Source organism: Myxococcus sp. AB025B (genome assembly GCF_006518215.1).
GTDB lineage: Bacteria > Myxococcota > Myxococcia > Myxococcales > Myxococcaceae > Myxococcus > Myxococcus fulvus.
Genome location: NZ_SRLW01000309.1, coordinates 1 through 11,749 on the forward strand (window position 1 = coordinate 1; position 11,749 = coordinate 11,749).

10 protein-coding genes and 2 pseudogenes are annotated in these 11,749 nt (G+C 68.2%); 9 read left to right on the top strand and 3 right to left on the bottom strand.

Going from position 1 to position 11,749, the window contains the following annotated elements:
* From FL311_RS45615 to FL311_RS35245, 4 genes and pseudogenes are all read left to right on the top strand, one after another.
* Positions 1 to 132 (top strand): annotated as a pseudogene (locus FL311_RS45615) (hypothetical protein); the annotation flags it as partial.
* Between the two features lie 152 nt (positions 133 to 284).
* Complete coding sequence (locus FL311_RS35235; RefSeq protein WP_141332075.1) at positions 285 to 2,621, top strand: DUF1588 domain-containing protein; 2,337 nt, start codon at positions 285 to 287, stop codon at positions 2,619 to 2,621.
* Between the two features lie 5 nt (positions 2,622 to 2,626).
* On the top strand, positions 2,627 to 4,027 hold the full coding sequence (locus FL311_RS35240; protein ID WP_141332076.1) for a DUF1552 domain-containing protein: 1,401 nt from the start codon (positions 2,627 to 2,629) through the stop codon (positions 4,025 to 4,027).
* 300 nt (positions 4,028 to 4,327) lie between these two features.
* Positions 4,328 to 5,629, top strand: coding sequence for a DUF2254 domain-containing protein (locus FL311_RS35245; RefSeq protein WP_141332077.1), 1,302 nt, complete (start codon positions 4,328 to 4,330; stop codon positions 5,627 to 5,629).
* A 132-nt stretch (positions 5,630 to 5,761) separates the two neighbouring features.
* Here FL311_RS35245 and FL311_RS35250 read toward each other — a convergent pair whose 3' ends face one another.
* The gene (locus FL311_RS35250) at positions 5,762 to 7,693 is read right to left on the bottom strand and encodes a hypothetical protein (protein WP_228557295.1); all 1,932 of its coding nucleotides are present in this window, start codon (positions 7,691 to 7,693) and stop codon (positions 5,762 to 5,764) included.
* A 210-nt stretch (positions 7,694 to 7,903) separates the two neighbouring features.
* Between FL311_RS35250 and FL311_RS45620 the strand changes: the two are divergent.
* Positions 7,904 to 8,014 (top strand): annotated as a pseudogene (locus FL311_RS45620) (IS5/IS1182 family transposase); the annotation flags it as partial.
* Positions 8,015 to 8,030: 16 nt separating this feature from the next.
* Positions 8,031 to 8,681, top strand: coding sequence for a TetR/AcrR family transcriptional regulator (locus FL311_RS35255; protein WP_194869489.1), 651 nt, complete (start codon positions 8,031 to 8,033; stop codon positions 8,679 to 8,681).
* Between the two features lie 31 nt (positions 8,682 to 8,712).
* On the opposite strand, the gene FL311_RS35260 is transcribed toward FL311_RS35255, so the two are convergent.
* On the bottom strand, positions 8,713 to 9,042 hold the full coding sequence (locus tag FL311_RS35260; RefSeq protein ID WP_141332079.1) for a hypothetical protein: 330 nt from the start codon (positions 9,040 to 9,042) through the stop codon (positions 8,713 to 8,715).
* A 217-nt stretch (positions 9,043 to 9,259) separates the two neighbouring features.
* On the opposite strand from FL311_RS35260, the gene FL311_RS35265 reads away from it, so the two are divergent.
* The 3 genes from FL311_RS35265 (at position 9,260) to FL311_RS35275 (ending at position 11,186) form a co-directional block, all read left to right on the top strand.
* Positions 9,260 to 10,387: a glycosyltransferase family 39 protein gene (locus FL311_RS35265; protein ID WP_194869490.1), complete on the top strand. Its 1,128-nt coding sequence runs from the start codon at positions 9,260 to 9,262 to the stop codon at positions 10,385 to 10,387.
* Between the two features lie 65 nt (positions 10,388 to 10,452).
* Entirely contained in the window at positions 10,453 to 10,659 is a 207-nt protein-coding gene (locus tag FL311_RS35270) for a hypothetical protein (RefSeq protein ID WP_153882715.1), read from the top strand.
* Between the two features lie 41 nt (positions 10,660 to 10,700).
* Positions 10,701 to 11,186 carry an SgcJ/EcaC family oxidoreductase gene (locus tag FL311_RS35275; protein WP_141332081.1) on the top strand — a complete coding sequence of 162 codons (486 nt, stop codon included), beginning with the start codon at positions 10,701 to 10,703 and terminating at the stop codon, positions 11,184 to 11,186.
* Here the strand turns inward: FL311_RS35275 and FL311_RS35280 are convergent.
* Positions 11,183 to 11,611, bottom strand: a complete 429-nt coding sequence (locus FL311_RS35280; protein ID WP_141332082.1) for a hypothetical protein — start codon at positions 11,609 to 11,611, stop codon at positions 11,183 to 11,185. The two genes, FL311_RS35275 and FL311_RS35280, sit on opposite strands and share 4 nt — an antisense overlap.
* Positions 11,612 to 11,749 lie beyond the last annotated feature (138 nt).

Sequence of the window (11,749 nt, forward strand, 5' to 3'; positions counted from 1 at the left end):
AGCCTCACCGTCAAGCGCATGGCCATCAACGACCAGGCCCTCACCCAGTACCTGGTGAGCACCTACTACTCCGCCGCCGTGCTCGTCCCCGACGCGCTGGGCGTGCTGGAGAACGTGGCGCTCGGCGCCTGAAGCACCTCGCCACATCGTGAAACATGACGGCGGGCCCGGTGCGTTTCCTCGCGCCGGGCCCGTCGCGTTGGACGCGAGCCGCTTCACGGAGCTGAGCCTGCTTTGCAGAGCTTGCTTGCTATCCCACCCGCCGTCCGTGCCAGTCTGGCCGCATGAACCGCGTCCTCTTGCTGGCCGGACTGTTGAGCCTCGTTGCGTGCAAGGGCTCTTCCAACGGGCCCAACGACACCCCCGACGCAGGCCCCCACAACCCAGGTGACCCTGATGGTGGGCCCGGAGGGAACCAGGCCGCCGCGTGCGTGGTGCAGACGGTGCTCGCCGAGCGCTGCGCCAGCTGTCACGGCGCGATGCCGAGCCAGGGGGCGACGATGCCGCTGCGCACCCTGCACGACATGCGGGTGAGCTCGTCGATGGACGGGCGGCTCAGCAACGCCGAACGAGCGCTCATTCGCATGCGTGACAACGCGTCTCCGATGCCGCCGGCGCCGCATGCGCGCGCGAGCACCGCCGAGCTCACCGCGCTCGAGACCTGGATAGGGGAGGGGATGCCTCTCTGCAATGGCACGGGGGGCCCGCCCGTGACGGAGGTGGCCGAGCCCAACCTGCTCGACCCGTCCACGCTCTTCAGCTGCACCGCGGGCGTGCGCTCGGATGCGCCGACGCGCATCCGCCGCATGAACCGGCGCGAGTTCACCCGCAACGTCGGTGGCTCGGTCGAGCGCAGCTGGACGGGGTTCAGCTTCTACGACAACCCGCTCGACCCCAGCGCCATCGAGCAGTACAGCTCCTGGGCCACGGACGAGACGCTGGACGAAGCCACGGTGGAGCTGTTCCTGCCGGTCGTCGGCGAGGCCGCCTCGCCGTGGACGATGAACTACCCGGACGGCAACCGGATGGAGCGAGTCTTCACCAACAGCCGCTTCAGCTGCATGTTCAACGACGCGAACCCGAGCGACACCTGCAAGCGCTTCCACCTGGGCCAGATGCTCGAGTTCGGCGTCTTCTTCCGCCCGCCCACCGAGGATGAGCTCACCCGCCTCACCGCCTTCGCGACCGAGGTCATCGCGCAGGAGCCGAGCAAGTCCGCGCAAATCCGAGCGGACTCCATCACGCGCATCTCCAACGCCGCGTGGATGATGACCGGCGCCCTGTTCCGCCGAGAGATGGGCGGCGAGCCGGTGGACGGCCGCGTGGAGCTGACCGGCCTCGAGCTGGGCTCTCAGCTGGCCTACGCCCTGGGCGGGCGCGCGCCCTCGGCCACGCCGAGCTTCGTGTGGCCGTACTACTCCGCGCCCCTGGAGGGGCACCTGGCGGACGTGGCCACGGCCGCGAAGGATGGCTCGCTCACGCAGGACGCGACGACCGCCGCGCTCATCCAGAAGTACCTGGGCGGCGTCGACGCCAACCAGAACGGGACCCCGCGCTTCGACCTGGTGCAGGACTACAACGAGGAGCAGCGCGCCAAGCGTGGACAGTACTGGCTGGGGGACGGCGTCGCGGGCTTCTTCCGCGAGTGGCTCGGCTACGGGCACGTGGCGGGGGTGTTCAAGGAGTCCCCGGCGGCGACCTCGCGCTTCGAAATCGAGGGGCTCGGCTACATCAGCTCCGTCTCCTACGACAACCTGCTCACCAACTTCCATCCGCTGGAGCCGACCTTCATCCAGCAGTTCGACGACCTGATTGCCCGGGTGGTCGTCGAGGACAAGGACGTGCTGGCGAACCTGCTCACCACGCGCACCTTCTACGTGCCCTCCATGCAGAACGCGGCCTATGACTCGCACAAGGGCCTGTCGCACCCCTACAACGTCAGCGAAATCCTCCCCGCGACTGTCGCGGGCCGCTGGAAGACGCTGCCCGCCACCGAGCGCGCGGGCGTGCTGACCCACCCGGTGTGGCTGGCCGCGCACGGCGGCAACTTCGAGGACGACCCCTCCATCGTCCACCGCGGCAAGTGGGTGCGGGAGAACCTCCTGTGTGGCTTTGTCCCGCCGCTGAGCACCGTGCAGGTGGCGGCACAGGTCGGCGCCCACGCTCCCGACAAGAACGCGCGCCGCCGCCTCCAGGAGGCGACCGCCGGCGCGCAGTGCCAGGGCTGTCACCGCCTGATGGAGCCGCTCGGCCTGCCGTTCGAAATCTACAACCACGCGGGCTTCCTGCGCGCGAGGGACCATTCGACCAGCGGAGGGTGGACGACGCCGGACGGGAGCTCGACGCTCACGTCGATGCCGGACCCCGCGCTGGACGGTCCGGTGCGCGACGCGGTGGAGCTGAGCGAGCGCCTGGCGACCTCGCGACACGTCAAGCGCTGTTTCCTGCGACAGACCTTCCGCTACTTCATGGGGCGCCCAGAGAACCTGAGTGACGCCTGCACGCTGACGCAGATGGAGCAGGCCTATGACCAGAACAACGGCTCGTTCTCCAAGATGCTGACCGCGTTGATGACCAGTGACACCTGGAAGACGCGGCGCGTGCCGCGGGCTGGAGAGTGACCGCCATGTTCTCGCGACGAACCGTCCTGAAGGGCATGGCCGCCGGCCTCTTCGCGCCCTACTTCCACGACGTCTACGCCCAGTCGTCGTCGAAGCCACCGGCGCGCCTGGTGCTGGTGCTCGAGTGCAACGGCGTCTATCCCCGCGCGCTCCTGAGCGCGGGCACCCGCGCGGCGCTGGGAGGGCGCGCCAACACCACCGACCGCATCTTCTGGGACGCGTACAAGGACACCGCGCTGGTGCGTGAAGGCGACAACCTCGCCACCGCGACCTGTCTCGGACCGCTGGCGGCGTCCCCCGGCAACATGGATTTGGTGAACCGCTCCGCCGTGCTGCTGGGGCTCTCCAGCCTCATCGCGGGCGGTGGGCACTCCAGCGGGACGGGCGCGCTGAGCTGCGCGGTGAACGGCGCGGGCGCGACCTTCGACGCGGTGATTGCGCCTCGCCTGCGCCGGGGGGCCCCGTTCGACGTGCTGCGCCTGGGCACCAGCTCCGCGCGCGTGTCGATTGTGTACGAGACGTGCGCGCTGGGGCCTCGCAAGCCCGCGGGCATCATCGTGAACCCGTCGCTCGCGTTCGACAGCACCTTCGGCTCGCTGCTCGGCGGCTCGACGAACGGGCGGGACAGGAAGATGCTCTTCGACTTCGCGCTGGCCGACTCGCGCAAGGCGCTGGCGGAGTTCAAGGGCAACTCCAACGAGCGGCTGAAGCTGGAGCGCTACCTCTCCTCGCTCGAGTCGCTGCGCACGCGGGAGGACCAGCTCGCGGGCATGGCGGACCGCGTGCGGCCGTACCTTCCGCCAGCGCCGAAGGACAACCCGCTCATCACCGGCGCGGGCTCACCGCCCGACTCGCTGAAGTGGTTCGAGGCGCAGTTCCAGATCGCCACGGCGTCCCTGCTGGGCGGGCTGACGAACACGGTGGTGCTGGCGACGGGCACCTCGGGCTTCGACGTGGCCTATGGCGCGGACGTGGCCGACGTCGCGCGACACAGCCTGCAGCACGGCCTGGACGCGGGGCAGAACTGGGACCGCGTCGCCGAGGTCACCCGCCGCCACGTGCAGCTGGTGGCGAACCTGGCGAGGACGCTGGCCGCCACGCCGGAGATTGGCGCGAGCGGGTCGATGCTGGACCACACCGCCATCGTCTTCATGTCCGACAACGGCGAGCAGCACCACTCGACCTCGCGGGAGTGGCCCAAGCTCGTGGTGGGCGGCAACGCGCTGGGCCTGAAGACCGACGGGCGCACCGTCGTGTACCCGAAGTACGACGCGACCCGGAACCGGCAGGTCTCCAACCTCTTCAACACGCTCGGCCACGCGTTCGGAGACGCGGACTTCAACACCTTCGGTCAGGAGGGCAGCACGCGCATCGCGCCGGGGCCGCTGAGCGAGCTGTATGGCTGAGCCGTGGGCTCGGGCCGGGTTCTCGGGCCTGCTGTATCCGCAGGTCAGCCTCTTCTGACCCCCCGGCGGGTCAAGGAGCGTTCCGCGGCTCAGGGGCACACCCGCGCCGACGGGCCTGGCGCATGGTCGCCTGGCGGTGCCCCGGCGGAGCCCTCTCGCCTCCTGTCTGGCGGGCCGCGGTCCCTTCCGTCCGGATGCGGCGTGCCCACTATTGCCGGAGTCGACCAGGAAGACCGAGCCTCCTCCCGCCAGCCGGGCTCGCGGCGCCGCGTCCGCGGCCCGGTGCTCGTCGCGACCATCATGACGCCTCGATTCGCACGCCTCACCGAGCGGCTGAACATGAGCTATTGGCTGGTGCCCGCGCTGTGTGTCGTGGGAGCCATCGGCTTCTCCTACCTCGCCCAGGCCATCGACTCGCGACTGGAGCAGACGGAGCACGCCTGGTACCTCTTCAGAGGCGGGCCGGAGGGCGCCCGCTCGGTCCTCACCGCGGTGGCTTCCTCGATGATGACGTTCGCGGGCCTCGTGTTCTCCGTCACCATCCTCGTCCTCCAGCAGGCCAGCAATCAGTTCTCTCCGCGCGTGATGCGCACCTTCCTGGGGGACCGGCGGAGTCAGCTCGCCCTCGGCATCTTCGTGGGGACGTTCGTCTACGCCCTGCTGACGCTGCGAGGCGTCCGAGGCGCGACGGAATGGCGGGGCAACGAGGGCTATGTGCCCTCGCTCTCGGTCTGGCTCGCCGTCGTCCTCGCGCTGCTCTGCGTGGCGACGTTCATCTATTTCATCCACCATGTCGCCCAGTCCATCCGCGCCGTGGTCATCCTCGAGCGCATCCGTCAGGAGACCTGCCGCACCCTGGAGCGGATGTACCCGGAGGGCATCGGCCAGGACGCGGAGGAGGAGCGCCTGGAGCGACCCGCGGCGCCCGCATCCCTCCTCGTCCCCCATGACGGGCCGTCCGGGGTCCTCGTCGTCATCGACGAGTCACGTCTGCTGGCCTGTGCCCGGGAGGCCGACGTCCTGCTGGCCCTGCTGCCGATGATGGGTGACTTCATCCCCCACGGCGGCCCGCTCTTCGAGGTGTGGGGAGACGCCGCGAAGCTCGACGTGAAGGCCTTGACGGAGGCCGTGGTCGTCGGCCCCGAGCGGACGCTCCAGCAGGACACCGCGTTCGGCTTCCGCCAGCTCGTCGACGTCGCGGAGCGGGCCCTCTCTCCGGGCATCAATGACCCCACCACGGCCGTGCAGGTCATCGACCAGCTCCACGACCTGCTGCGGCGCATGGTCCACCGTCGCTTTCCCGCCCCGTCACGCAAGGACGAGGAGGGCGCGCTCCGACTGCTCTGCCCGCGCCCGGACTGGAGCGCCTACCTCCGGCTCGCCATCGATGAGCTTCGCCAGTATGGCGAGCGCTCCGTCCAGGTCGTCCGGCGCCTTCGCTTCCTGCTGGAGGACCTGCTGCGTGTGGCGCCCCCCTTCCGGCGCGCCGAACTGGAGCGACAGCTCTCGCTGCTGGACGCCAGCATCGAGCGTGCCTTCCCGGACGCGCGTGAAGCCGCCATGGCCCGTCGCGCCAGCCCCCAGGGGAGCGGCCCCTCCTGAGGCGCCACGACCATGGGCCTCGCCTTGGCCCGGACCCCTGAATGGATGCGCTCGCGGGCCTCGAAGGGGAGCTCCGCGGGGGCCACTCCACGGAGCGTGGCGAGCGAATCCCGCCACGCTCCAGCGGACGGCTCACAGCGTCTTCATGTACTCGATGAGCGCGGTGCGCTCCGCGTCCGTCAGCACGTCGGTGAACGTGTGGCCCGAGTTCGACTGGCTGAACATCCGGGTGTTGTAGATCTTCCGGTCCTCGATGTCCGAGTTCGTGAAGCTCGGGGCCACGATGCTGCCCAGGAGGTTCCAGGCCAGCGCGCCGTTGCCGTACAGCAGCGACAGCCCGCCCTCGATGAGCGGCGTCTCGTTCGGGTCCCACGGGTTGCAGTGGTTGAACGGCGAGAAGGTCAGGTAGCTGCACGGAATCGTGTCGTACTTCCACCCGACCTTGGTCTGGTCATAGCCCTTCGCGAGGTCGGTCTCGAAGCCCATCACCACGCCGAACCTCGCCGGCTTCGACTTGCGACGCCAGATGCGCGGGCGGTCCGACGACTTGAGCAGGCTCCAGAGGTCGGGCACCGAGCCGTTGTGGAAGTACGGGCCGGACGCCCAGATGCCGTAGAGCGGCTGCGCGAGATAGCCGATCATGTTGTACTTCTCGGCGCACCCCTCCTGTCCGTTGTAGCCGAAGAAGCTGTACTTCGCCTGGGTCTCGACGGCGCCGTCGTTGGCGAGCATCCGGGCGTCATCGGTGTCGATGATGTCGATGGGCGTGACGTTGGCCGCCATGCCCTCGAACAACGGAGTGGCGAGGAAGCTCGGGTCGTTCACGTAGCGGGGCGCATACGCGCCGTGGCAGCTCGCGCACGAGCCGTTGCCGGCCTGCTGCGGCTTCGCGACCGGGTTGTTGCGGCTCGGCGCCCACAGGTCGAGCGTGTGGAAGAGGACCGACCCCTGCTGCGCGAGCGCCGTGTTGACCGGCAGCGGGTAGGCCGGCGACTTCAGCCCGAGCATCCAGGTGTTGGCCTGGTACTCGTTCTCGAGGATCCACTCGTAGCCGCCCTGGTAGGTCGGCAGCGCGGCGCCCGGCATGTACCAGGAGAGCTCGATGCGCGTGGCGTCGCTGCTCATGCCGGCGTCGTAGAACTTCACCGGCCGGTGCCCGAGGTTCCACCAGTTCGGTGGGTCCTCCGTGCCCGTCGAGCCAGCGGCCCAGATGCTGGGATTGAGGATGACGCCGGGAATCGTCCCGTCCGGGTCGAAGAGGGTGAGCAGGGCGAAGAGCTGGAAGTTGGTGATGTTGCCCGTGCCGCGGATGCGGTTCAGGGAGGCAATGGTGAAGGCGGGGTTGAGGCCGCCCAGCTCGCCCAGGAACAGCGTCGCGTCGGTGAGGCCGTTGGTGCCGTGCAGCGCCCCCAGGCCCGCGCCGTCGCTCGCCTTGCCAATCTGACCGCTGTGACAGACCGAGCACGTGACGCCAATCTGGCCGCTCCACGAGCCGTCGGCGTTGCGGGTCTGCGTCAGGGCCATCGGCAGCTGGCCGGAGCCTCCGTTCGTGCGGTTCGGGTCCTCGAAGGGGAGGGGATACGGATTGCGCTGCTGGCTGAGCGGGACGCCGTAACGCTCGGCGACGAGGTTGTCGAAGTCGGAAGGGCGGAACGGCAGGCCCCACCTGAGCCACAGCGCGTTGTACTGGGCCGCGGACATCGACCAGAGACTCCACGCGGAGTGGCCGCTGAACTCCCAGCCGGCGTCGGGGTCTCCATTTCCCCCGAGCAGCCGCCCTCCCGCCGCGTTGACCGACCGCAGCTCGCCGCACGTCTGCGGAGTGCGGTTCATGCACGAGTTCCACCCCACGTTGAACACGACGTGCTTGTTCGACGTGGGTGTCACGAGTGAGCGTGGATCCGCCGGCAGGGGCGTCGCATCCGACTTGCCCGAGCAGAACTCGAACCAGTAGTGCCCGCCGCGCTTGCTGCCGAGCAGGTCCGATTGCGCTGCCGCCGGTGTACTGCCGGCAAATACGAAACACATCGCGACGAGACCGCTTCGAATCAGACGTGCCTCCATGACGTCCCTCCTCCTGTCTGCCTGTGGGTCGGTCGGATGGGGTCGCGGTCCGACCGGTGGGCATGCGCTCGATGACGTCCGTTCCAGGGCGCACGCTCGGTATGAGACTAGTTCACATTTGTCGCCAATAAGGGACATTTGTCGCGAAAGTGGCTTGGGCGACTTTTGCTGCTTATTGACGTTCTTGGGGGGGCGCCGGAGCCAGGTGGGGCCCGTGCGGGCAGCCAGTCCGAGGAGTGTCCTGGCCGCCACCGCTGGGTTGTCGAGCGAACCCTGGCGTGGAAGAACGCGCGGTGCCGACTTCGCGTCCGCGACGAACGCAATGGAGTCACGAGCCATGGCTGACGATGCGCGTCAATCCGCCCCCCGCCCCGACTTCGTGGCGCGCAAGCCGCAGCAGCAGCGCGCCAAGGTCCGGGTCGATGCCGTGCTCCAGGCGGCGGAGGGGCTGCTGCTGGAATCAGGGCTCTCGGCGTTCTCGATTCCGACGCTGGCGGAGCGTCTGGAGTACCCGCGGTCGACCATCTACAAGTTCTTTCCGACCCCCCAGGCCCTGCTCAACGAGCTGGCGGAGCGCCAGCTGGCGGCGCTGGAGGCGCACCTGACGCGCTATGCCCAGAGCCTGCTGGGGGCCAAGGACTGGCGGGAGCCGATGACGCGCATGGTGCATGCGGCGGCGGACTTCTACCGCGCGCATCCGGCGGCGCAGGTGGTCCTGCTGAGCGGGCCGGTCTCGGATGTGAGCTTCCGCGCGTTCGAGTCCACCATCGCGCGGCTCGGCACGCTCGCGCGCAACCTGCTCGCGACGCACGGCATCGACATCCCGCGGGGGGCGCCGGACATCGCGGCGCTGGCGGTGGAGTTTGGCACCGCGAGCCTCCGGATGTCCTTCTACCTTCATGGCCGCATGACGGACGAGTACACCCAGGCCGCGGCCGACGTGATGCAGTCCTTCCTGGCCATGCGGCTGGGATTGCCGCTGCGCTGAGTCAGGCCCCCCGCGAGGTCTTCCAAGGAGCTCACGGGGAGACGAACAGCCGGGTCACGGCGTAGTTGTACTTGCCTGCTTCCTTGAGGGTCACCGCCGAGGTGAGCACTTCCCCTTCGTAGGTGTAGGTGATGCCCCATTTGCCCGAGTGGATCAGCGCGTCGAGCATCTCCGGCGAGGTGCAGGTCTGGAAGTCGGGGAACAGCGCGTGGGGGATGTAGTACGTGCCGGTGGTGAGGTCGATGACGAGGGTGACGTCGACGGGGCCCACCAGGAAGCTGCCTGGGCGCTTCAGGCCCATCAGGCGGACGCGATGCCCGCGCGGAATCGGAGCGTAGAGGTCGAGGTCGGTGCTTCGCATCGCGCCAGGATAGCTCCTCCGATACTCGGGGAAGAGTCCATTTCGAGCCGTGTCTCAGGGCCCGGTGGCGCCGTCCTTCGTGCTCGCTTCAGACAGGTCCGTGAGTATCCTCCGGCCATCAATCATGGACGCACCTTCTCGATGGAGTCTCAAGATGCGTCGGTGGGATGGCTCGACGCCGCCGAAGCCCTCGACGTCCAGCGAGGGCTGGGCACTCGTGGCGCTCGTGGCGGGGGTCCTGCTGCTTCACCTGCTCATCATCGATCAGCCGACCCTGTCCTATGTCTTCGACGAGGCGCACTACGTACCGGCGGCCAGGTGTCTGATGGCCGGGACGGGATGCAACGAGGAGCACCCGCCTCTGGCCAAGGTTCTCATCGCACTCAGCATCCAGGCGTTCGGTGACCGGGGATTCGGCTGGCGCCTGCCCTCCGTCTTCGCGGGCAGCTTCACGCTGGTGCTGCTCTACCTCCTCGCGCGGAGGCTCACGGACGGCCGTGTCGCGCTCCTCGCCGCCTTCCTGCTCGGCTTCGAGAACCTCTGGTTCGTCCACTCGTCGATCGCCATGCTCGACATCCCGGCGTTCTTCTTCGCGATGCTGGGCGTCTACTTGTTCACGGGCCAGAGGTGGTGGCTCGCTGGACTCGCGCTCGGCGTTGGCATGCTGGCCAAGGGCGTGGTGGCGATGGTGTTCATCGCGCTGGTCCTCTACGTCCTGCTCAGCCAGGAGCGGTGGTACTCCAAGGCCGCGCTGGCGGTCAAGACACGGGTCGGTCTCAGCGTCGGCATCCCCGCGGCCCTGACCTTTCTCGCGGGACTGGGGCTCTACGACCTCGTGTATCAAGCCTTTCCCAGCCCGCTGCATCACCTCGCCAGCATGGCGAGCTATCATCAGACCGTTGGTTCGCCGGGAATGAGCGACAGCGTGCATCCGCTGCGTTGGTTCTCGGGGTTCCCGAACTCGCCGTATTTCGTCACGTCCATCCAGTCCGAGGACGGCAGCATCCCACGAGATGTCCTGCAGTACATGGACCAGCCCAACCTGGTCATTCTGCTGTTCATCTGGCTCGCCATTCCGCTCGTGTGGCCGGACATCCGGGCGCGACAGCCGCTGGCGCTCCTCTCCTCGCTGCTGGTGGGGGTCCCGTACCTGCTCTTCCTCCTGGTCGCGCACGTGCGCGTGACCTATCCGTTCTACATGCTGCTGTTCATGCCAGGCCAATGCATCCTGTCGGCGCTGGCGCTCTCGAAGCTGCCGCGCGGGGCCACGCTGACATTCTGCGCAGGCGTCCTGGCGTGGTTCTTCTTCTGGTTCCCACGCAATCCGCTTGCGCCTTGGGAGTAGGTCTCGGACGGCTCGTCTCCTTGATTTCCCGGGTTCCACATGACACGCTGTCGACAGGAAGTCGTATGAAACAACTGGCAGGTGTCTTGTCTGTTCTTGCGGTCGTCGCGCTCTTCATGAAGGGCTTTGATTCGAATGGCGTGGTGTCGACGGCCGAGGCGGCGGCGGCCTCGAAGGCGACAACGACAGTCACGAAGACGTCGACGACGAAGGCGACGACAAAGACCGTGACGACGGTGAAGACGGCGACCAAGACGGTGGCGCCGAAGTAAGGGCGTCTCCCCAGCTCGACATCCACCGCAGCCCGAGGTCCATGAGCCGCTATCGTCTTCCGTGGGTCGTCCTTGGCTCGATGCTGGTGACCGAGCCCATCCTGGCTCAGAGCGCTCCTGCTCCCGCCGCGGCCGTGCGCCTCCCCGAGGTCGCACTGCCACCTGCGTTGGACCGCGTGCTGCGCGACTATGAGCGTGCATGGCGCGCGGGCGACGCGGCTGCGCTTGCCTCGCTGTTCGCGGAGGACGGGTTCGTACTGCAGAGCAATCGCCCGCCTGTCCGTGGTCGTGCGGCCATTCGAGCCGCCTATGAGGGGCAAGCCGGCGGGCCATTGCAACTGCGCGCGCTCGCGTTCGCCGCTGAAGAGACGAGTGGCTACATCATCGGCGCATACGGCTACGGCAACAAGGCCGACGACACGGGGAAGTTCACCCTCACCCTGCGTCGTGCACCCGGTGGGCCGTGGCTGATCGTCTCGGACATGGACAACGCGAACGCGCCGCCACGAAACCGGCAAGGGGGCTAGCGAAACGGCGCAAGATAGACATAGGTCACGTCAGCGTCCGTGGCACGGCCATCTCGCAGTGGAGGCACGCGTCCGCGATACGCTACGACCTGCTCGCCCGGACCCAGGCGGAACTCTATCGGTGAGACCGCCAGCGCGACGAAGAAGCTCGTCGCACGCATCTGGACGGTGTCGCCGGTCAAGGTCAGCTCGAAGGCGTATTCGCTGCCTCGGTCCCAGAAGACCAGGGGGACGGCCTGCCCCGCACGCAGCTCACGCAGGTGGGTGCGCGCGAACCCGAACAGCGTTGGTCCGACGACGATGTTCGCATCCCCGCCCTCACCGCCCGCGAAGTGGTGTGCCTCGCCGCGTTGACCGTGGACCTCCTCGAAGGCAATCAGCCGACCGTTTTCGTCTTGTGTCGCCTGTTGCAGCACGACAGGCACGTCGTCCGCGAGGGTGTGGCGCCCATCCTGATCAGGCGGCGCGCCGCACCTCCGCACGCTGCGGCGCGAGCGTGAGGTTCATGGCGGCGTCCCAGCGGTCCGAGAGCACCAGGGAACGGAGGTCGAGGACGTGTTGGC

Bases quoted from the DNA above. Each gene is read 5' to 3' on its own strand.
- FL311_RS35235 (WP_141332075.1), top strand. From the start codon at position 285: ATGAACCGCGTCCTCTTGCTGGCCGGACTGTTGAGCCTCGTTGCGTGC.
- FL311_RS35240 (WP_141332076.1), top strand. From the start codon at position 2,627: ATGTTCTCGCGACGAACCGTCCTGAAGGGCATGGCCGCCGGCCTCTTC.
- FL311_RS35245 (WP_141332077.1), top strand. From the start codon at position 4,328: ATGACGCCTCGATTCGCACGCCTCACCGAGCGGCTGAACATGAGCTAT.
- FL311_RS35250 (WP_228557295.1), bottom strand. From the start codon at position 7,693: ATGGAGGCACGTCTGATTCGAAGCGGTCTCGTCGCGATGTGTTTCGTA.
- FL311_RS35255 (WP_194869489.1), top strand. From the start codon at position 8,031: ATGGCTGACGATGCGCGTCAATCCGCCCCCCGCCCCGACTTCGTGGCG.
- FL311_RS35260 (WP_141332079.1), bottom strand. From the start codon at position 9,042: ATGCGAAGCACCGACCTCGACCTCTACGCTCCGATTCCGCGCGGGCAT.
- FL311_RS35270 (WP_153882715.1), top strand. From the start codon at position 10,453: ATGAAACAACTGGCAGGTGTCTTGTCTGTTCTTGCGGTCGTCGCGCTC.
- FL311_RS35275 (WP_141332081.1), top strand. From the start codon at position 10,701: ATGAGCCGCTATCGTCTTCCGTGGGTCGTCCTTGGCTCGATGCTGGTG.